The sequence below is a fragment of the Streptomyces sp. NPDC054786 genome (assembly GCF_053611685.1).
The window spans coordinates 1-20,840 of record NZ_JBSHAW010000048.1; the positions used below are offsets into that span (position 1 = coordinate 1).

General features: G+C 70.9%; 14 protein-coding genes. 5 read left to right on the forward strand and 9 right to left on the reverse strand.

Translation table 11 applies throughout. The annotated features are described in order from the left end of the window. Window positions 1–751: 751 nt before the first annotated feature. Window positions 752–2,560 carry a M4 family metallopeptidase gene (locus ACWGI6_RS31960; RefSeq protein ID WP_453270742.1) on the forward strand — a complete coding sequence of 603 codons (1,809 nt, stop codon included), beginning with the start codon at window positions 752–754 and terminating at the stop codon, window positions 2,558–2,560. Between the two features lie 132 nt (window positions 2,561–2,692). Next, complete coding sequence (locus ACWGI6_RS31965; RefSeq protein WP_453270743.1) at window positions 2,693–3,892, forward strand: MFS transporter; 1,200 nt, start codon at window positions 2,693–2,695, stop codon at window positions 3,890–3,892. A gap of 96 nt (window positions 3,893–3,988) precedes the next feature. Here the strand turns inward: ACWGI6_RS31965 and ACWGI6_RS31970 are convergent, their stop codons facing one another. Continuing rightward, complete coding sequence (locus ACWGI6_RS31970; protein ID WP_453270744.1) at window positions 3,989–5,245, reverse strand: cytochrome P450; 1,257 nt, start codon at window positions 5,243–5,245, stop codon at window positions 3,989–3,991. A 383-nt stretch (window positions 5,246–5,628) separates the two neighbouring features. Here ACWGI6_RS31970 and ACWGI6_RS31975 point away from each other — a divergent pair, with 383 nt between their 5' ends. Together ACWGI6_RS31975 and ACWGI6_RS31980 are read left to right on the forward strand one after the other, a co-directional pair. Then, complete coding sequence (locus ACWGI6_RS31975) at window positions 5,629–6,630, forward strand: alpha/beta fold hydrolase (protein ID WP_453270745.1); 1,002 nt, start codon at window positions 5,629–5,631, stop codon at window positions 6,628–6,630. A gap of 79 nt (window positions 6,631–6,709) precedes the next feature. Continuing rightward, entirely contained in the window at window positions 6,710–7,537 is an 828-nt protein-coding gene (locus ACWGI6_RS31980) for an alpha/beta fold hydrolase (RefSeq protein WP_453270746.1), read from the forward strand. A gap of 119 nt (window positions 7,538–7,656) precedes the next feature. On the opposite strand, the gene ACWGI6_RS31985 is transcribed toward ACWGI6_RS31980, so the two are convergent. From ACWGI6_RS31985 to ACWGI6_RS32010, 6 genes are all read right to left on the reverse strand, one after another. Then, window positions 7,657–7,875, reverse strand: coding sequence for a hypothetical protein (locus tag ACWGI6_RS31985; RefSeq protein ID WP_453270747.1), 219 nt, complete (start codon window positions 7,873–7,875; stop codon window positions 7,657–7,659). A 494-nt stretch (window positions 7,876–8,369) separates the two neighbouring features. Continuing rightward, window positions 8,370–9,689, reverse strand: a complete 1,320-nt coding sequence (locus tag ACWGI6_RS31990) for an MFS transporter (protein ID WP_453270748.1) — start codon at window positions 9,687–9,689, stop codon at window positions 8,370–8,372. After that, the gene (gene pdxA, locus ACWGI6_RS31995; protein WP_453270749.1) at window positions 9,686–10,759 is read right to left on the reverse strand and encodes a 4-hydroxythreonine-4-phosphate dehydrogenase PdxA; all 1,074 of its coding nucleotides are present in this window, start codon (window positions 10,757–10,759) and stop codon (window positions 9,686–9,688) included. Before pdxA ends, ACWGI6_RS31990 begins: the two co-directional genes overlap by 4 nt. 36 nt (window positions 10,760–10,795) lie before the next feature. Continuing rightward, window positions 10,796–12,094 carry a four-carbon acid sugar kinase family protein gene (locus tag ACWGI6_RS32000; protein WP_453270750.1) on the reverse strand — a complete coding sequence of 433 codons (1,299 nt, stop codon included), beginning with the start codon at window positions 12,092–12,094 and terminating at the stop codon, window positions 10,796–10,798. A gap of 127 nt (window positions 12,095–12,221) precedes the next feature. Next, window positions 12,222–13,019: a DeoR/GlpR family DNA-binding transcription regulator gene (locus ACWGI6_RS32005; RefSeq protein WP_453270751.1), complete on the reverse strand. Its 798-nt coding sequence runs from the start codon at window positions 13,017–13,019 to the stop codon at window positions 12,222–12,224. A 250-nt stretch (window positions 13,020–13,269) separates the two neighbouring features. Next, window positions 13,270–15,999: a SpoIIE family protein phosphatase gene (locus ACWGI6_RS32010; protein WP_453270752.1), complete on the reverse strand. Its 2,730-nt coding sequence runs from the start codon at window positions 15,997–15,999 to the stop codon at window positions 13,270–13,272. A 449-nt stretch (window positions 16,000–16,448) separates the two neighbouring features. Between ACWGI6_RS32010 and ACWGI6_RS32015 the strand changes: the two genes are divergently transcribed. Beyond that, window positions 16,449–16,787, forward strand: a complete 339-nt coding sequence (locus ACWGI6_RS32015) for a hypothetical protein (protein WP_393904900.1) — start codon at window positions 16,449–16,451, stop codon at window positions 16,785–16,787. A 59-nt stretch (window positions 16,788–16,846) separates the two neighbouring features. Here ACWGI6_RS32015 and ACWGI6_RS32020 read toward each other — a convergent pair whose 3' ends face one another. Then, window positions 16,847–18,304 (reverse strand): APC family permease, encoded by a 1,458-nt coding sequence (locus tag ACWGI6_RS32020; protein WP_453270753.1) that lies wholly within the window; start codon window positions 18,302–18,304, stop codon window positions 16,847–16,849. A gap of 318 nt (window positions 18,305–18,622) precedes the next feature. Next, the gene (locus ACWGI6_RS32025; RefSeq protein ID WP_453270754.1) at window positions 18,623–20,707 is read right to left on the reverse strand and encodes a SpoIIE family protein phosphatase; all 2,085 of its coding nucleotides are present in this window, start codon (window positions 20,705–20,707) and stop codon (window positions 18,623–18,625) included. Between the last annotated feature and the right edge of the window lie 133 nt (window positions 20,708–20,840).

Genomic DNA, 20,840 nt, shown 5'->3' on the forward strand with positions numbered 1-20,840 from the left:
CCGACGCTCCGCGTCGACTCCCTCCTCCTCCTTGCGATCGCACGAACCAGACCCCGCTCCCTGATCCGCCCTGATCCAAACGACACGCCCTAGCCCGACGCCCCGCCCGGTCAGCGCGACCGCACCGTGATCGCCGGCATCCGCGCGCCCTTCTCCGTACGCGGACGATGACGGCCGCCGGGCAACGAACACCACCCAGGCGCCAGGCCCACGGCACCTCTCGCCTCGATCGCCTCCCGCTCAGCAGGTAGGAGCGCGCCTCGGAGGCCTACACATCGGGCCTCCGGTCCCGCGCACCCCGGGGCGAAGTCGATCAGCCGGCCCCGGGCGTACGCGGTCTTCGGCAACCGACGACGCACGACCCCCGGCGCGACTTCGACCGCTGCCCTGTCGTCGTCGGCCTGAACGACTGTCTTCAGCTCGCTGTTCTGCGCCGCACCGGTCCGCCGGCCGGGGCGGACGAGGTCGCTTCTGCAGCAGCTCACGATTCGCGTCGACTCCCGAGCAACCATTTCGCGCCACTCCATGTCTCTTCCCGTAGAGCACCGTTGGTCATCTTCTGGCTACTTAAAGCTGACCAATTGTTAAATTTCGACCAGGAATCTTGAATCCTGACCATTTTGCTTTACATGCCCATGCCAGACATACCAGGGTTTGCGCGGGGCCCCACGGCCCCCGTGGTGCTCAACAGCACCGCGCGTATGGGCGGTTGGCCAGCCGACCGCCCCCGCAGCGCTAAGGACCCACAGCAGTGCGTAGACCCCACATACGCAGGCACCGCCTGGCCATCGCCGTAGCCGTGACGACCGCCGCGACCTTCACTGCGGGGGTGGCGGGCAGCGCCTCCGCCAGCTCCGCGGCCTCGCCGGTCGCTGCACCCTCCTCCTCAACTTCCGCTCCCCAGAAGGCCGTGGACGCGGCCCGCGCCGCCGCGTATGCCCACGCTTCGGCCACCGGAGTCGGCAAGAAAGACACCCTCAAGGCCACGGACGCGCTCGTCGACCCGGACGGCCGTCAGCATGTCCGTTTCCTCCGCACCCACCGCGGACTGCCGGTGCTCGGCGGTGACCTCGTCGTCCACCTGACCGCCAAGTCGGCGTACGAGAGCGTGACCCGGGCCTACCGTCACCAGGTCGACCTTTCCGACACGGACCCGAAGCTGTCGGCCGGAGAGGCCCGGACGAAGGCCGCCACCGTGGCGAAGGGCCACGCCGGCGAGGCCGAACTGGTCGTGGACGCCCGCGAGAACCGGACCACACTGGCCTACCGGGTGCAGGTGGCCGACAGCCGTACCGCCGAGGCCGGCGGCGCCCGTACCGTCGTCATCGACGCGGGCTCCGGAGCGGTGCTCAGCAACGCACCGGTCGACGACTCGTTCCTCTCGCCCACCCTCCAGGCCAAGCTGCGGGCCCGGGGCGAGCGGCTCAACCCCGCGACCGGCCTGGTCACTCCGGCCGCGCCCGCCGCGGACAAGGCGGCCGGGGCCGCCGGCTTCCCGTCCGCGGCCACCGGCTCCGGCGCATCCTTCTTCGTCGGCAGCGTGCCGCTGTCCACCACCCGGACCGCGCAGAAGTCCTACACCCTCAAGGACTCCACCCGCGGGAACACCGAGACCCGGGACGCCGGCGACAAGGAGCTGGAGAAGTTCACCTCCGGCAAGGCATTCACCAGCACCACCAACCGCTGGGGCAACGGCACCACGAGCAACCGGGCGACCGCCGCCGTCGACGCCCAGTACGGCATATCCAGCACCCTGGACTTCTACAAGAAGACCTTCGGCCGCAAGGGCATCAAGAACGACGGCCGCGGGGCACACGCCCTGGTGCACTTCGGCAAGAAGGTCGGCAACGCCTACTGGTCCTCGGACTGCGGCTGCATGCTCTACGGCGACGGCGACGGCAAGACGTTCGCCAAGCCTCTGGTCGTACTGGACGTCACCGGCCATGAGCTCACCCACGGCGTCGTCGACGCGACGGCCAATCTCCAGCCCACCCGCGTCGACGCCGAGGGGAACCAGTTCGGCGAGCCCGGCTCCCTCAACGAGTCGCTGGCGGACATCTTCGGCAGCTCGGTCGAATTCTCGACCAACAACCCGAAGAACCCGCCGAACTACCTGATGGGCGAGAAGCTCGGCCTCGACCAGAAGTTCCTGCGCCGGCTGGACAAGCCGTCCCTCGACAAGCTCGAAGGCACGGTCGACTACTGGTCGAAGGCGTCCTACGACGCCGAGGTGCACGCCGGTTCCGGTGTCTCCTCGCACGCCTACTACCTTCTCGCCGAGGGCAGCGGCAAGAAGACGATCGGTGGCGTCGCCTACGACTCCCCCACGTACAAGGGCTCGAAGGTGACCGGCATCGGCCGGAGCAAGGCGATGGCGATCTTCTACCGGGCGCTCACCCGGTACATGGTCTCCACGACCGACTTCCATGACGCCCGGACCGCGACCCTGCATGCGGCGAAGGACCTGTACGGCGCCGGGAGCACCGAGTACAAGACGGTGGACAAGGCCTGGTCCGCCGTGAACGTGACGGCGGCCAACGCGCCCACCGCCAAGCACTGATCCGCCCGGACCAGGCGCAGCATGGTGCCCCCGCCGCTCGCGGGGGCACCATGTCGTCCGGTCCACGGCCCGGCCCGCGGGTCCCACTCGTGGTTCTCGACGGCGTGGCCGACGGGAGCCTACGTTGTGACCATGATCAGCGATCGCACGGGCGGCACTCGGCGACTCGGCTATCCGGTGGCGGCGGGCGTGTTCGCGATCGGCATGGCCGGGACGACACTCCCCACCCCGCTGTACGGGCTCTACCGGCAGCAGCTCGGATTCTCCGAGCTCATGGTGACCGTGGTGTTCGCCGCGTACGCCCTCGGCGTCATCACGGTTCTCCTCCTCGCCGGCAATGTCTCCGACGAGGTGGGCCGGCGCCCGGTGTTGTTCTGCGCGCTGGGGCTGTCGGCGGCGAGCGCGCTGTGCTTCATCTTCGAGGGCGGGCTGCCGATGCTCCTGCTGGGGCGGGTGTTGTCCGGGTTTGCCGCCGGGTTGTTCAGCGGCGCCGCCACGGCGACCGTGCTGGAGCTCGCGAAGCCGGGGCAGGAAGCGCATGCGGGATTCGCCGCCACCGCGGCGAACATGGGCGGTCTCGGCTGCGGCCCGTTGCTGTCGGGCCTGCTGGCCCAGTACGCGCCATGGCCGTTGACCCTGCCGTTCCTGGTGCACCTCGTGCTGGTGGCCCTGGCGGCCGTGGCGACGTGGTTCCTGCCGGAGACCGTCGAGCATCCACACCGCCCGCACACACTGCGGCCCCAGGGCCTTCGGCTGCCGCCCGAGGTACGGGGCGTCTTCACCCCCTCGGCCGTCGCCGCGTTCGCCGGATTCTCCCTCCTGGGACTGTTCACCGCGGTCGCCCCGAGCTTCGTCGGCCAGACCCTGGCCGTGCGCAATCTGGCCGTGGCCGGGCTCATCGTCTTCACGGTGTTTCTGGGGTCGACCGCCGGACAGTCCTTGACCGAACGGATCGGGGTGCGCAAAGCCCTGCCGGGCGGCTGTCTGGTGCTGGTGGTGGGCCTCGTACTCGTCGCCGTCTCGCTGGCCGTGACCTCACTGCCGGTGCTGGTCATCGGTGCGGTGTGCGGCGGTATCGGCCAGGGCCTGGCATTCCGCGCCGGCCTGACCGCCGTGAGCCGCGCGGCGCCACCCGAGCACCGGGGCGGCACCATCTCGGCCTTCTTCCTCGTTGCCTATCTGGGCATTTCCCTGCCGGTCGTGGGCGTCGGAGCGCTCACGCTGGCGCTCGGACTGCGCGGCGCGGGCCTGACCTTCGCCGCCTGCGACATCGTGCTCGCCGTCACCGTCGGCCTCTACGTGCTGCGCCGGCCGCCGACAACCACCGACTGACCGGGCCCGCATGCCGCCCGGTCCCCCGAGGCACCTCCCGCCTCAGGCAGTACCGCCGGGCCGTGCCGTCATGAGGTAGTGAGCCGCAACGTCCCGTCATTCGCCGACAGGCCGGGCGGGACTCTGCGGACAGCACATCCAGGGCCTGAGCCGCACCCGCAGGCGCGCCGGCCCCCGGGTGAACACTCCCGCGTCGGCGGGCGCCGTATCGTCCGCGAAGCGCATGGCGGGGAATGCGTCGAGCAGTTGGTTGGCGCCGACCTCTATCTCGGTCTTGGCCAGGAGTGCGCCTACGCAGAAGTGCCGGCCCAGGGCGAAGGCCACATGGTCGGCGGCGGCGCTGAAGGCGGTGGTGGAGGTGAGGTCGGTGCGGAAGACATTGAAGGCGTCGGGCCGGGCGTACTGGCGCTCATCGCGGTTCGCGGAGCCGATGAGACAGGTGACCGTGGCGCCCGCGGGGACCGTGCCGCCGCTGAGGGTGACCTCGGCATCGGGCTGGCGCATGATCATCTGGACCGGCGGGGTGTAGCGCAGGGTCTCGGCGAAGGCCGCGGGAATCAGCGACCGGTCCGCGCGTACGGCGGCGAACTGGTCGGGGTGGGCCAGCAGGTTGCGGAACAGGGTGGCGAGGGCCTTGTCCGTGGTTTCACCACCGGCGGCCAACAGCAGGCTGACGAACGAGGTGACGTCCTGATCGTTCATCCGGGTGCCCTCGACCTCCGCGGTGCAGAGGGTGGAGAGCAGGTCGTCGCCGGGCGCGGCACGCCGTGCGGCCAGGATCGGCAGCAGGTAGGCGGAGAGCTCTTCACCGGCGCGCCGGCCGGCGGCCGCGACCTCGGGGTCCTGGGCCAGGTTGGACAGGAATCCGACGACGGATTCGTACCAGCCGTGGAAGCGGTCGTGGTCGGCCCGGTCCAGGCCGAGCATGTCGACGATCACGTTGATGGGGAAGCGGGTGGCGAACTGCCCCACCAGATCGGCTTCGGCATCGTCGCGGAAGGCGTCGATCAGCTCCCTCGCGTTGTGCTCGATGACCGGCAGGAACTTCTCCCGCAGCTCCCGGCCACGGAAGGCGGGGGCCACCAGGGCGCGGCGTACGGAGTGATCGCGGCCGCTCATCTGGGGGAGGGTGCGGCCGCCGTGCGCCGGTTCGAGCTGCCACTCGTAGTTGTCGGTGGTGAACACCGGCTCGCGGAAGGCCCGTGCCACGTCCTCGTACCGCGAGAGCAGATAGCTGTCGGTGCCCTTGTCGTGGAACAGCGGGTAGTGCTCACGCAGGATGCGGTACGCGGGGTATGGGTCCGCCGCGAACTCCGGTGACAGGATGTCGGGCGGCTGAGGGAGAGTGGTCACAACGCGTCCTCGGCTTCCCTGGGCGGAATCGGGCTCGGACGGTGGTGCACGGCCGGTTTGTGACGCTAAGGCACCGCGTCGTGCCCGTCCAGAGCGCCTCGTTGAGCGGCAGGCGGGCCGTTGCTGCGGTCGCCCCGTGCACGGAGCACCGTGCCGGGGGACGTGGCCTCGTGGACGGTGCCGGTCCGCGCTGCCCGGCCCGGCGCGACGGTGCGTGCGCGAAGCGGCCGGGATGCACCGCGGAGCCGCTCACCACTCGGATGGCCGCCCGCCTTCACTCCGCTGCCTCTCACGACACGCTCTTCCGGCCGAGGCCGGGAACGCTGAGACCCAGCAATCCCCGATCCAGCAGCCTCCCGTCGAGGCGGAGAAGTGAGAGTCGCATGGCCGCACCGTCCGCCCCGGGCCTAATGAGCCGCCTTTGTGGTGGGTACCTCGTCACCGTCCTGCTCACCGCGGTGTTCGCCGCCGCCGCGCCGGCCGTCGCCGACGGCGGTGCCCCCGGGCCGGGCGAACGGACCGGAACCAAGCCCACCGTGGTGCTGGTGCATGGTGCGTTCGCCGACGCCTCCGGCTGGAACCAGGTGGCCGAGCGGCTGCAGCGCTCCGGGTACACCGTCGTCGCGCCGGCCAATCCGCTCCGTGGTCTGCCGCAGGACTCCGCCTATATATCCAGCGTCCTCCAGAGCATCCGAGGTCCGGTCGTGCTGGCCGGCCACTCCTACGGAGGTGCCGTGATCAGCCGCGCCGCGGCCGGCAATCCGCAGGTGAAGTCGCTGGTGTACATCTCCGCGTTCATGCCGGACAAGGGTGAGGCGCTCGGCGGGCTGGCGGCCAGGTTCCGGGGCAGCGAACTCGACTCCGCTCTCCGGCGCGTGCCGTTCCGGAATGCCGACGGCAGCGGCGGGACCGATCTGTATCTGCAGCCCGCCCGGTTCCACCGGGTATTCGCCGCGGACCTCCCCGTCGCCACGACACGGGTGATGGCCGCCGCCCAACGCCCCCTCTCCGCCTCGGCGTTCACCGACAAAGCCACGGCGGCCGCCTGGAGGACCATCCCCTCATGGGCGCTGGTCGCCACCGAGGACAGATCCATCGCCCCGGACCTGGAGCGCTTCGAGGCCCGCCGCGCCGGCGCCCACACCGTCGAGGTCGACTCCTCGCATGTCGCCATGATCTCCCATCCGGGCGCGGTCACCGATCTCATCCTGGACGCCGCCACCGCCCGGTCGGCCGCGACACCCGCCCTGGCCGCGACGGGAACCAAGCCTCTGGTGTTCATGGGCTTCGGCACGATGGCCGGTCTGACCGTGCTCGCCGGCGCAGGGCTCGTCGCGAGTGCCCGCAGGCGTCGGGGCGCCGGCCGGCCGGCGGACCGCTGCTGACCGCCCCGGGACGGCCCCTCCCGGCCCCCGCGGCCACGTCTCGTACGCCGGTGAACGACAGGAAAGGACCGACCACATCATGGGCACCATCACCACGACCGACGACACGGAGATCTACTACAAGGACTGGGGAACCGGCCAACCCGTCGTGTTCAGCCACGGCTGGCCGCTGAGCGCCGACGCCTGGGACGACCAGCTGTTCTTGGTTGCCTCCCACGGGTTCCGGGCGGTCGCGCACGACCGCCGCGGACACGGCCGCTCCAGCCAGCCGTGGCACGGCAACGACATGGACACCTACGCGGACGACCTGGCACAGCTGATGGAGACCCTGGACCTGCGGGACGCGGTGCTGGTCGGGCACTCCACGGGTGGCGGTGAAGTGGCCCGCTACATCGGCCGTCATGGCACCGACCGGGTGGCCAAGGCGGTCCTGCTCGGCGCCGTCCCGCCGCTGATGCTCAAGACCGGGGCCAACCCGGAGGGGCTGCCCATCGAGGTCTTCGACGAGATTCGCGCCGGTGTCGCCGCCGACCGCTCGCAGTTCTACAAGGACCTCAGCGCCAGCTTCTACGGTGCCAACCGGCCCGGTTCCACCGTCTCCCAGGGGGTCCGCGACGCGTTCTGGCTCTGGAGCATGCAGATGGGGCTCAAGGGGGCGTACGACTGCATCAAGCAGTTCTCGGAGACCGATTTCACCGAGGACCTCAAGCGGTTCGATGTCCCCACCCTCATCATCCACGGCGACGACGACCAGATCGTGCCCCTCGTGGCCGCCGGCCAGAAGTCGGTGACCTTGGTGAAGGACGCCACACTCAAGGTCTACCCGGGTGCGCCGCACGGCCTCTCGGCGGTCGGCAAGTACAAGGAAGACTTCAACGCCGACCTGCTGGCCTTCCTCAACAGCTGACGGAGAGCCCCGGGAACGGCCGGCCGAGGCCGGATCCCGGGCGCTCCGCACACACAGCCGGTGCCGGCCGAACGGACCTGTGGTCGTATCGGCCGGCACCGGCTGGAGAGCTGTCTGGATTACCTCCGGTGGCCGCCGCCCCAGCTGCCGTTCTCGCAGCCCTCGTTGAAGACCGGGCCGACGTGGTCGAGGACACCCGCGGAGAGCCAGCAGGAGCCGTAGTGGCCGTGGTGGTGGCGGTCCTTGTGGTCCTTACCGTGAGCCAGGGCGGCGCTCGCACCGCCCATGACGATAGTGGTGGCAAGGGCGGTAGCTGCGATCGCGGCGCGGATGCGCATGTCTGCTCCTCAGGAGGATCAAGGGGGTATATCGACCTTTTCAGGAATCACCTTCACAGAACCTCCCAAAACCTGACTCATCGTTAATTGCGCGAGTCGGAGTAACCGGCCACCAGGTTTGCGCGAAGAACACACCCGGCCACCACAGCATCGAGCGGCCCTTCCGGCGCGACCTCCGTCACGCCCAACGCCCGGGCGCGGGCGGCTGGTTCACCGTCGGCTCGGACGCCCGGCACCGGGAGGAGCGGGCGCCGACCCCGGCGCGGACCGGACTTCCGAGAATTGCCGTACAGGTGTCGTCCGTTCGAGGTGAGGGCCGTCGGCGGGAATAGTCATACCAATATGACCGAGCGTCAAAAGCGGCGACCGGGGCCGCATGTCGCCACCGGTCGGCTCGGCCCGACCGCCCCCACGCCGATGCTCTCGGCGTGGGGGCGTCGTCCGCGACGGGCCGGGCCACGGCCCGAATTGATGGAGCGTCAATAGACAGTCGCTCAGGCTTTCTCCGGAACCTGTCCGGCCACCTGGCGTACGGGGCGCACGCTCGGGCGCAGGCCCAGGGTCACCAGTGCCACGGCCACGGCGAGGAAGGCGGACAGCACCGCGAAGCCGGTCACGCTGGATCCGGTGGCGTCGGTCAGCCAGCCGACCAGGTAGGGGCCGGCGAAGCCGCCGAGGTTTCCGAGGGCGTTGATCAGCCCCATGGCGACGGCCACCACCTCGAAGCGCAGCAGCTGGCCGGGGATCGCCCAGAACGGTCCGTACGGTGCGTAGACCGCGGCGGCCGTCACACACAGCAGCAGCATCCGGGGCAGGGCGCCGTCCACGGCCTGTCCCAGCAGCAGTGCGGCGATGCCCACCACGAGCGGGACGGCCACCGCTTGGCGTCGTCTGCCGGTGCGGTCGGACCAGGCGGCGTTGGCGATCATCACGGCCAGTGCGACGGTGAACGGGATCGCGGTGAGCAGTCCGACCTCGGTGGACGATCCGTTGTGTGTCAGCTCCTTGATGACCGACGGCAGCCACAGGTTGAAGCCGTAGAAGCCGGTGATCCAGAAGAAGTAGACGCCGATGAGGACGAGTACCGGCTTCTGCTTGACCGCGTCGAGGTACGAGCCGCTGCCCGCCGACGGTTTGGCGGCTTCGTCGGCGGCGATCGCGCGCTCCACGTGGTCGGCTTCGGCGCGGGATATCCACCGGGCCTGCGCGGGCCGGTCGGCGACCGCGAACCACCAGACCACCGCCCACAGCAGAGGCGGGACGCCCTGCAGCACCAGTACCCAGCGCCAGCTCCCGTGGTCGAGCATCCACCCCGACAGCGGCGCCATCAGCACCGAGGAGAGCGGCAGACAGGCCATCCACAGGGCGTTGGCCCGGGCCCGCTCACGCAGCGGGAACCACGACGCGAGCAGGATGAGTACGGCGGGCCAGACACCGCCCTCGAAGAGGCCCAGCACGAAACGGGCCACGTAGAACTGCGACTTGGTGTGCACGAGGCCGGAGAGCGACGCGGCCACCCCCCACGCCACCATCAGGAGGAGCACGGTCTTACGGGCGCTCCAGCGCTGGGCGAGGATCGCGGCCGGGATCTGCAGGAAGACATAGCCGAGGAAGAAGACGCCGCCGACCAGCCCCTTGTCGGCGTTGGACAGCTCCAGATCGCCGTGCATGTAGGGGAGGATGACGGAGACGTTGTTCCGGTCGAGATACGCCAGCATGTACATGATCGCGGCGACCGGGATGACATACGCCCAGCGCTTGGCGGGGTTCGCGGGCGGCGACTGCGGGATCGGCTGCGGGCCGGTGTCCGTCACTGGGCGACCGCCGTTCCGTACGCGGCCCGGATCCGGTCGGTGAAGCGGCTGAAGCCCGCGGCGGCACGGAAGGCCGCGGCCATCGTGCCGTGTGAGGCGCGGCCGCTGCCGGCGATGTCGAACGCGGTGCCGTGGTCGACGGAGGTGCGCAGGATCGGCAGGCCCACCGTGACGGACACGGTGCCGTCGAAGTCGACGGTCTTGGCCGGGATATGGCCCTGGTCGTGGAAGTGGGACAGCACTCCGTCGAAGCGGCCTTCGAGGCCCTGGTGGAAGACCGAGTCGGCGGGGATCGGTCCGACGGCCCCGAGGCCCTCGGCGGCCGCCTTCTCGACTGCCGGACGCAGCACGGTGATCTCCTCGTCGCCGAAGTGGCCGCCCTCGCCGCCGTGCGGATTGATCGCGGCGACGGCCAGCCGGGGCTCGTCATGGCCGAAGACGCGCAGTGCGGTGGCGGCGTGCCGGATGCTCGATGCGACCCGCTCCTCGGTGATCTGGTCGAGCGCCTTGCGCAGGGAGACATGGCGGGTGGTGAAGAAGATCTTGAGGCCGCGGACCACGAACATGGTGTCGAAGTGTGCGGCGCCGGTGAGTTCGCCGAGCATCTCGGTGTGGCCCAGGTGCTGCGAACCGGCCGCCCAGATCGCCTCCTTGTTGATCGGCGAGGTGACGATGCCGTCGACCTCGCCGGCCAACGCGGCGCGGGTGGCGGCCTCGATCGCGGCCACGGCGGAACGGCCCGCCACCGCGTCGACCGTGCCCCAGGGGAGGTCTGCGGGGGCGATCCCGAGGTCGAGCACGTCGATGGTGCCGGGCTCGAAGCGTGCCTCACCGGGCGTGCCGACCGCGTTGACCTCGACATCCAGACCGCAGACGGCGACCGCGCGGCGCAGTACGGCGGCGTCGCCGACGGCGAGTCCACGGCCGAGGGCGGTGGTCGCCGGGTCGGCGAGGGTGCGGGCGGTGATCTCGGGACCGATTCCGACGGGATCGCCGAGCGTGACGGCGAGGAGCGGCAGCGGGCCGTCGGAGGCCGTCCGGTGGCCGGTCGCCTGCTGAGGGTGGGTCATGGGATCGCCTTTCGGGGTGCGGTGTTCAGGTCGTGCTCAGGTCGTGCTCAGGGTGGGGCCGAGGGTGTGCCGGGTGCAGGCCGCCCGCAGGTGTTCCAGGCAGTCGCGGGCGGCGTCGGGGCCGCCGATCAGGCCGCCCTTCGTGGCGAAGAGCAGTCCGTCGTGGGGACCGCCGACCAGATGTCCGGCGATGGCGAGCGGCAGCACCTCGGTCTCGATGGCGAAGCCGTCGGCTCCCAGTGCCGAGGTGACCGCGGCGGCGACATCGCCGCCCGAGGCGTACAGGCCCCCGGGGCACAGCTCGATGACCGCGCGGCGGGCGATCTCGGCGAGTGCGCGCAGGATGCGGGCGGCGGCGTCGGGAGCGGGCACGGGAGCGGATCCGGTGGCGGTGGCCGGCGGTTCGGGGGCCACCCGGACGCCGAGCACCGTGGCGCCCTCCTCCGCCGCCGCGCGCAACTCCGCCAGCACCGCGGCGGGGTCGGGCGCGGCGGGGTCGAGGTCGGCCCAGCGGGCGCCGAGGGCGGTTTCCGTGCGGGTGAGCTGCGTGCGGGTGCGGTCGGTGACGCTGCCGACGACCGCCAGGATGCGGGCGGGTGGGCCGCCTGCGGGCCGCAGGCCCAGCTCGTCGGCGAGGGCGGCGCCGAACGGGCCCGAGTCGAGCGCGACCCAGCGGATCCCGTCCGCGACGGCGAGGCGGGCGGCGGCCACCGCGACCGTCCGCAGATGTGCGTTCTCGGTGGCGTCGCAGACCACGATCTCGGCCGGGCTCTCCCGCAGCGCAGCGGCCACCGCGTCGGGGCCCCGCTCCACCACGTCCAGGGCGAGTTCGTCCGTGCTGCGCCTGCTCTGTGCGCCGAGCACGGCCGCGACCCGGGAGTGCCGGACGGGGTCGAACGGGTCGTTTGCCACGGCCGTACGGGTCAGCGGGACGCCGTCGACGAGATGCAGTCCGCCGACCGTGCTCCGGCCGGCGTCGGGGAAGGCGGGGACGGCCAGCGTCCGGATCCTGGCCGAGGGCTCACGGGCGGCCAGGACATCCACCAGCGCGTCGAGTTCGCTGCCCGGGTTGCCGCGCAGAGTGGTGTCGACGCGCTTGACGATCAGGGGCGCGTCGCCCGCGGTCCCGGCGGCGTCCCGGACGGCCGCGTAAGCGCGGGCCGGGGGCCAGTGGCGTGACGCGGTGTTCACGACGAGGACGTCCACCCGGTCCGCGTAGCGCTCCACTTGGGCGAGCGCGCCGACGGTGACGGCCCGCAGGCCCAGTCGCGCGTAGAGCGCGCCGGTGGCATTGCTGCCGGTGAGGTCGTCGGCGATGACGAGCACCTGGGCCACGAGGTCTCCTCCTGTCGGCTCCGGTGCCGCCGTTGACCCCGAAGTGACCGGACCACGCATTATTGATTGCGCGGTTCACGCAATTCAGAGTGGCCACTCGCCGAACGGGCTGTCAAGAGGTGTGCCATCAGGCGCTCTCGACAGGAGCCGGGACACCGTCCACGGCGGGGTGCACCGACCACCCCGCATCCGCGAACGCGGCCAGCTCCCGCTCGTCGCCCCCGGAGATCAGGCCCGTACCCGCCGGCATCGCCGCCCAGTAGGGGAAGCCCCCTCCCCCGCCGAGCTTGGAGTGGTCGGCGAGCACCCAGGCGGCACGGGCGCACTCGGCCATCGTCTCCTTCAGCGCGGCCTGTTCGGGGTCGGGGCAGTTGATGCCACGGCGGGGGTCGAGACCGTCGACGCCGAGGAAGGCGATGTCCGGGGTGAGCCGGCGCAGCGCCTGTTCGGTCCGGGTGCCCAGCAGCGACTCGTTGGGGCGCCGCAGCCGGCCGCCGAGCACCACGACCTCCACCTCCGCGTCCGCCAGCTCGACGAGCGTGGACAGGCCGTTGGTGACGACCGTGACGTCGCCACGGTCCCGCAGCTCGTGTGCCAGCCGGGCGACGGTGGTGCCCGCGTCGAGGAGCACGACATCGCCGCTAAGGACCAGCGCGGCGGCGGTGCGGGCGATGGCGTCCTTCTCGCCCCGCTGTTCGCGTTCCTTGTCGTGCCAGGAGCGCTCCACCGCCCGGTGGTCGACCGCGCCGCCGTAGGTGCGGGTGATCCGGCCGAGCGCCGCCAGGGTGGCGAGGTCTCGGCGGACGGTGGACAGCGAGACGTCGAACTCGGCGGCGAGATCGTGCACGCTGATGTCGCCGGCGCCGAGCAGCTCCACCATCCGCTCCCGTCGGCGCCGGGTGGCCGAGCGTTCCCCACTGGTCACTTCACTGCCCGCCTCTGTCTGCCGTCACCTGCCGGGCGTCCACGAGGAATGCCCGGCAAGTTGCGCGTTTCGCGCAATTCGAGGTTAGCAGTCGAGGCAGCAGCAGCGGCGGCCACGCGTGGTGGTCTCCGCGGTCAGGCGAGAATCTTCGCCTTGGCCTTCTGGAACTCCTCTTCCGTGAATGCGTTGAGCAGCGGGTAATCCATCACGGCCTCCTCGTGACACGGGGCCCCCGGCCTCATTCCGTCCCTCAAGCATCTTCTCCGTCGGTCTCCTCCGCGACCAGATCGGTCCCGGTGAGCGCCTGCTCCGTCCAGATGACCTTGCCACTGGCCGTGTAGCGGGTCCCCCAGCGTTCGGCGAGCTGGGCTACCAGGAAGAGGCCGCGGCCGCCCTCGTCCGTCGTGGCGGCCTGCCGCAGATGCGGCGAGGTGCTGCTGCGGTCGGAGACCTCGCAGATCAGGGTGGTGTCACGGATCAGCCGTACGCGGATGGGTCCCGCGGCGTACCGGATGGAGTTGGTGACCAGCTCGCTGAGGATCAGTTCGGCGGTGAACGCTTCCTCCGCCAGGCCCCATTCGATCAGCTTGTGGACCGCCGCGGCCCGTATCTGGCCCACGGCCGAGGGATCGGGCGGCACGTCCCAGTCGGCGACATGCGCGGTGTCCAGCACCCGGGTGCGCGCAACGAGCAGCGCGATGTCATCACTGGGGCGCTCCGGCAACAGCGCCCCGAGCACCGCCTCGCAGGTCTCGTCCGGTGTCCGGCCGGGGTGGTCGGACAGCGTACGGCTCAGCAGCGCCATGCCCTCGTCGAGGTCCCGGTTCCGGTCCTCGACGAGCCCGTCGGTGAAGAGCACCAGACGGGTCTCCTCGGGCAGTTGCCGCTGCCAGGTCTCGAACGGCAAGCCGCCCAGGCCGAGGGGCGGGCCGCCGGGCACATCGGCGACCTCGGCGGTGCCGTCCGGCAGCAGCAGCATGGGCTGGACGTGCCCGGCGCGCGCCATGGTGCAGTTCCCTGACGCCGGGTCGTAGATCGCGTAGAGGCAGGTGGCTCCGGTGACCGAGCCTTCGGCCTCCTCGGCGCCCTCGTCCTGGTCGATGCGGGTGACGAGTTCGTCGAGGTGCCAGAGGATCTCGTCGGGCGGCAGGTCCAGGTTGGCGAAGTTGTGGACGGCGGTGCGCAGCCGGCCCATGGTGGCGGCCGCATGCAGACCGTGCCCCACGACGTCGCCGACGACGAGCGCCACCCGGGCGCCGGGCAGCGGGATGATGTCGAACCAGTCACCGCCGACGCCGCCGAGACCGCCGAGACCGGCCTGCGCGGGCAGATAGCGGTAGGCGGCCTCCACGGCGTTGTGCTCCGGCAGGCCGCGCGGCAGCAGGCTGCGTTGCAGGGTGACCGCCATGGTGTGCTCGCGGGTGTAGCGGCGGGCGTTGTCGATGCTCACCGCGGCACGGGCGACCAGTTCCTCGGCGAGAGAGAGTTCCTCGTCCTCGAACGGCTCCGGCTTGTGGGAGCGCCAGAAGATCGCCACACCCAGGATGACGCCGCGGGCGCGCAGCGGCACCGCGATCCTCGAATGGATGCCGTGCGCGACGATCTTCCTGGCCCGGCCGGGACTCTGCAGATGCCACCCGGAGAACGCCGCCAGATCCGCTTCGAGGGCCGCCTTGCCGCTGCTGAGGCTGGCGCCGAGGGTGGTGGCCGGTTCGAAGCGGATCAGCTTGCCGACGGGGTAGAGGCCGCTGTCCGCCGGGGCGCCGCTGGTGGCCGTCCGCCGCATCTCGATGGCCGCGCCCGTGGGGGCCGTCGGTTCCTCGCCGATCAGCACGTCCTCGGCCACGTCGACGGTGACGATGTCGGCGAAACGGGTCGCGCCGAACTCCGCGAGCTCCTCGCAGGTGCGCACGACATCGAGAGTGGTGCCGATCTCGGTACCGGCGTCGTAGAGCAGCTTCAGACGGCCGCGGGCCACATCGGCCCGGCCGGTGAGTGCCCGGAGCTCGGTGGTGTCGCGCAGCGTCGTGACGCTGCCGGGCGGTCCGCCGGCCTGGTCGGTGGAGCGCTGGTTGATGGCCAGCAGCCGCTCGCCGACCGGGTGGACCTCGTCGGTGACGACCCGGCCGGAGGCCAGCAGGTGGGCGGTGGCGGGGTCGAGTCCGAGCTCGGCGACCGCGCGTCCCTCGACGTCCGGCGGCAGGTCGAGCAGCCGGCGCGCCTCGTCATTGGCGAGCAGCAGACAGCCGTCGCCGCCCACGATGATCACGCCCTCGCGTACCGCGTGCAGCACCGCGTCGTGGTGCTCGTACATCCGGGTCATCTCGGCGGGGCCCAGACCGTGGGTCTGGCGCCGCAGACGCCGGCTCACCAGCGCCGTACCGCTGGTGGTGAGGAGGAGGACGCCGGCGGCGGCGCCGAACAGCAGCGGGAACTGGTCGTCGACGACACCGCTCACCCGGTTGACGGTGATACCGGCCGAGACCAGCCCGATGACCTTTCCCTTGTCCTTGCCGCTATGGCCGAAGACCGGCACCACGGCCTGGACGAGCGGCCCGATGGTGCCGGTGATCTTCTCGGTGACCACATGGCCGGCCAGCGCCGGCTGCAGGGTGCCGACGAACTTCTTGCCGATCCGGTTGGGGATCGGGTGGGTGTAGCGGATGCCCTGGGTGTTCATCACGACGATGAAGTCGACCTCGGAGCGCTTACGGGCGGCCTCCGTCAGCGGCTGCAGCACCAAGGTCGGATGGGCGCTCTTCAGGGCCGTATCGATGCCCGGCGCATTTGCGAAGGCCTCCGCCACGGCGACGGACCTGTTGCGGGCTTCGCGGTCTCCGTCGGCCCTGGACTGCAGCACGAGCGCCGCGATGGCGGCGGCGACGAGCAACACCACGATCGCCACCTGCAGGAGAAAGACCTGACCTGCGACAGTTCGCATCCTGAGAACCGAACGCGGGCGGCCGTAGCGTCCGGCCATGTCCTCTTTCTACACCTCCCGCATACGGTGGGCGAGCCGCGCGATGCGGAGCGCAGCAGCAGTCAGGGCCCGCGCTGCGCCGGGCGATTCCACGGGCTGTCCGAGGATCGTCCCGTGATCGGCGGCCGGGCGCCAGAGGGCGGGAAGACCTCCGGGTAAGGTTTTACTGCTACGCATATGCGAACCTCTTTAACGAAGGGGACATACCCGGCGGCCACATCGCGCCACGTCACCGGGAACAAATCGCCCAAGGCGGGAAGGGTGCATGTAACTCTTCCCACAGGCCCGGCCGCTTGCCTGACGGGCCTGTGCCGGTCGGGTGAGCCCGACGCCGACACAACATGCCTGGTCAGCCGGTCTCGCCGGGGCCCGGAGCCGGCCCGCGGGCTGTCCCGCGGTCCCCTATGCCGTGATTCGGCCCGGCGCAACGGTATGAGACGTTCGTGGGCATGCATGTTCCCGAGGAGATCCGAGCCGAGGCGGCCGCGCTGATCGACCACCACGCGCTCGGACTGTGGAAGCCGAACGACGCCGACCGCCGAGCCGCCGTCGCGCTGTTCCGCTTCCTCGAAACCGGTCAGCCGCTCACGGGCGAGCAGCTCCGGTCCGTCCTGGCGCACGCGGAAACGGCGGCCGACGCGAACGAGCGGCTGCTGAAGCTGCTGCAGGCGACCGCCGGGCTGCTCGACGACGCGCCGGTGGCCGAGGGCCCGGCCGGGCGGGACGCCGTCGACCACGTTTGCCTTCTGCTGGACGCGCTCGCGCTCTCCCGGCTCGCCGGTCAGTAAAAGCAGAAAGCCCGCCCGAGTAACAGGCCCGGGCGGGCGGTTCTGGGGCCTTCAGGGCCCTACGCAGGCAGCGAGGCCGCGGACGGCGCCTCGACGGGAGCCTGCTCATCCTCGGGAACCGAGATCACCCAGTGCGTCTCCTGGCGCGGGCGGAGATAGCACACCCAGTACAGCGCGGCGACGGCCACGATGACGCCGGTGACGACCAGACTCGTCGTGCTCTGCTGGTAGAGCACCCAGGCCAGCACCACGATCAGCAGCGCCGGGACGGCCGGCCACAGCGGCATCCGCCAGGCCAGCCGGTGCTTGTGCTCGCCACGGCGCGAGACCAGGGCGCCCAGGGCGACGAAGACATACATCGCGGCGACGGCCACGCCGGTGACCTCGCTCAGGGTGTCGAGGTTGACGAAGCACAGGGCCGCCCCGGGGACACCCACCGCGAGGGTGGCCGCCCAGGGGGAGCCGAAGCGCCGGCCGACGTGCGAGAAGACGCGGTTGACCGCCGTCGGCCAGGCCGCGTCACGCGCCGAGGAGAACACCACACGGGAGTTCTGGATCACCATCACGATCGCCGCGTTGATGATCGCCAGAGCGATACACAGGCTGACGAACGCGCCGACACCCGAGTTGCTCCAGTCCCGCACCATGCCGGCGACATCACCGGCACCGAGGGTCTTCAGGTCGGGGGCGCCGAGGGTGATCGCGACCACCGGGATCAGGACGACCGCCGCGCCGATGCCGAGGGTCCACAGCACCGTACGGGAGACGTTGCGGCGGGGGTTCTCCATCTCCTCGGCGAGGTACACGGCAGTGGAGAAGCCCTGCAGGATGAAGAGCGCGGTGGCCAGTCCGGCCACGATGAGTCCCGCGGTGACCGCGGTGCTGTGGCCGTGCCCGGCGTCGATGACGGGGTGGACGAGGACGGACGCGGACCGCTGGGTGTGGGTGAAGCCGAGGAAAGCGACGACCGCGCAGGCCACGACCTCCAGCACCAGGAAGATGCCGGTGATCCAGGCGTTGGCGCGCAGATCGAGCAGGCCCATGGCGGTGGCCAGCAGCATCACACCGGCGGCGGTCCACTGCGGATCCAGATGCACGATCGGGGCCAGATAGTCGGCCGTGCCCAGGGCGATGATGGGCGGCACGATCATGACGACGATCAGCGAGAGGATGAACACCAGCCACCCGGCGAGGCGCCCCATGAGCGTGCCGACCATGGCGTACTCGCCACCGGAGCTCGGTATCAGCGTGCCGAGCTCGGAGTAGGTGAAGGCCACCCCGATACACAGCAGTGCCGCGACGGCGATGGTCAGCGCGGTGCCCGTGCCCAGGCTGGCGAACGAGTCCGGCACGATCACGAAGAGCGAGGACGCCGGGGTCAGGCAGGACAGCGTGAGCAGGGTGCCGCCGACCACACCGATCGACCTGGTGAGTTTGGGGGCGCCGGGGGCATCCCCCTCCGTCGCACTGCGGGTGTCCCGCTCAGGAGCTGCGGAGGCAACAGGCGTGTAGGGCATATCGGTATCCGTATCCCATCGGTGCTGGCGGCAGGAGGGGGCGGCGCCCTGGAGGAGGAACGCCGCAAAGCGCTCTGAACCCGGACATCCGCAGGTCCCGCTTTGGTGACCGAATAAAACCCCTGCCGGCGACCCACGTCAAGGTCTCGTTAAGGCCCTGAGACAACGAAATCCGTAGCGATATCGGGCCACTGGAACGCTTATCCGCGACAAAATCGCGGATGAGTAGCGGATTTCGCGGCCGGAAGGGCGATGCGGCATCCGACAGGGACACCGCCGAATCCGTTGCGGTTCCGCCGAAACCCGCTGCCGGTGCGGTCAGTCCTCGTGCGCGTGCACACGGGCGATGAGCAGCGCGACATCGTCGTGGTCGTGCTCATCGCGCAGCGCGCCCAGGAGGCGGTCGCAGAGGTCCTCCAGATCCTGCTCGGGCTCCCTCAGCAGCTCCAGGAGGTCGTCCAGGCGGGCGTCGATGGGCTGGTCCCGGGTTTCGATCAGACCGTCGGTGTAGAGCACCAGCAGATCGCCGTCGCGGAGCGGAACCGTGGTCTGCTCGAAGGGGACGCCCCCGACGCCGAGCGGTGCGCCGGTGGGCAGATCGAGCAGCTCGGGCGCGCGGTCCGGGCGTACAACGATGGGGGGCAGATGCCCGGCGACGGCGACCCGGCACAGGGCGCGGTGCGGGTCGTACACGGCGTACAGGCAGGTGGCGAAGGCCGGATCGAGACCGACGGCGATGTGATCGAGGTGGCGCAGCACCTCGGCCGGGTCGAGGTCGAGGTCGGCCAGCGCGCGGGTGGTGGTGCGCAACTGGCCCATGGTGGCGGCGGCGTTGATGCCGCTGCCCATGACGTCGCCGACCACCAGGGCGGTCTTGTCGCCGGTCACCGGGATGGCATCGAACCAGTCTCCGCCGACCTCACTGGCCGCCTGGGCGGGCTGGTAGCGGTAGGCGATCTCCATGGCCGTGGGCTGCGGCGGCCGGTGGTTCATCAGATGGCGCTGGAGGGTGAGCGCGGTGCGGCGTTCGCTCTGGTAGGAGCGGGCGTTGTCGATGCAGACCGCTGCCCGCGCGGCCAGCTCGACCGCGAGCACCGCATCGTCCTCGTCGAACGGCTCCGGGTTGCGGACGCGGTACAGCGACAGCGCGCCGAGGACCTCGCCGCGGGCGATGAGCGGGACGGCCAGATAGGAGTGCAGCCCGGCCTTTCCCAGGAGAGCGGCGCCCTGCGGGTCCGCGGCGATGTGCTCCAGATCGTCCGGGCCCACGTGAGGGATACGCACCGGACGGGCTTCGGTCACACAGCGAGTGATCAGCCGGTCTGCTTCATAGGAGGCGATCTGGCCGGTGGGGTCGGCGGCGCGGACGGCCTCGGTGGAGTAGGCCGTGGACACGGCGAGCGCCCGGAAGCGGGCCGGGCCGCCGCGGGAGAGCGAGGTCGGGCGCCGGCCGTCGAGCACGGCATCGAGGACGTCGACCGCGGCCAGGTCCGCCAGTTCGGGCACGATGACGTCGGCCAGTTCATGGGCGGTCTGGTCGACGTCGAGGGTGGTACCGACGGTTGCGGAGGCGTCGGCGATGACGGCCAGCCGCCTGCGGGCGCGGGCGGCCTCGGTGGCGGCGCGGTGCTGCTCGGTGATGTCCACGACCGACGTGGCCAGCCCCAGCACCCGGCCGTGGGCGTCCTCCAGCCGGTAGTACGACACCGACCAGGCGCGGTCGGCGTGCGGATCGGAAGCGGTGCGGCCGAGGGTGAACTGGTCGAGCAGCGGGGTTCCGGTGTCGAGAACCTCGCGCATGCCGGCGACGATGGCGTCGGCGTCCAGGAAGGACAGCGCTTCCCGGACATCGTGACCGAGGTGCTGGTCGGCGGGCAGCTCGTTGATGCGTTCCAGCGCCGGATTGACCATGACGAAGCGCAGCGATGTGTCGAGGACCGCCAGGCCGATCGGTGACTGGGCGACGAGGCGTACGGACAGCGCCAGATCTCGCTCGACCCGCCGCAGCACGGCCTGGTCGGTGGCGATGCCCAGGGCGTAGGACTCACCGCGCTCGTCCAGCAGCCGCATATTGCGGAATTCGACGAGCCGGGTGCTGCCGTCCTTGTGCTGGACCGGGAAGACCCCCGCCCAGCTCTCGCCGCCCGCCATGACCTGGGAGAAGAGACTCAGCACCAGATCGAAGTGTTCCGGTCCGACCAGCAGCTGCGCCGCGGGCCGGCCGAGCGCCTCCTCCGCGCTCCAGCCGAAGAGTTGCTCCGCCTGGGGGCTCCACAGGGTGATCCGCCCCTCCGCGTCCAGCATCACGGCGGCCACGCCCAGTACATCGAGCAGGCCGCCGGGCTGCCCCGGTGTGGCCCCGACCGGGGCGGCACCCTCGGGGAACGCGTCGGTCGCACCCATCCAGGCACTCCTTCCGCCGGTCACCGCAGACCGACAGCCGTGGCGCTCTCCGTACATCGGCCGGTTCTCGCTGTGCTTCCGTTGCTTTCCATCATCTCTCGACACGGGACGGACCCGCAGGGAGAGCGAGATC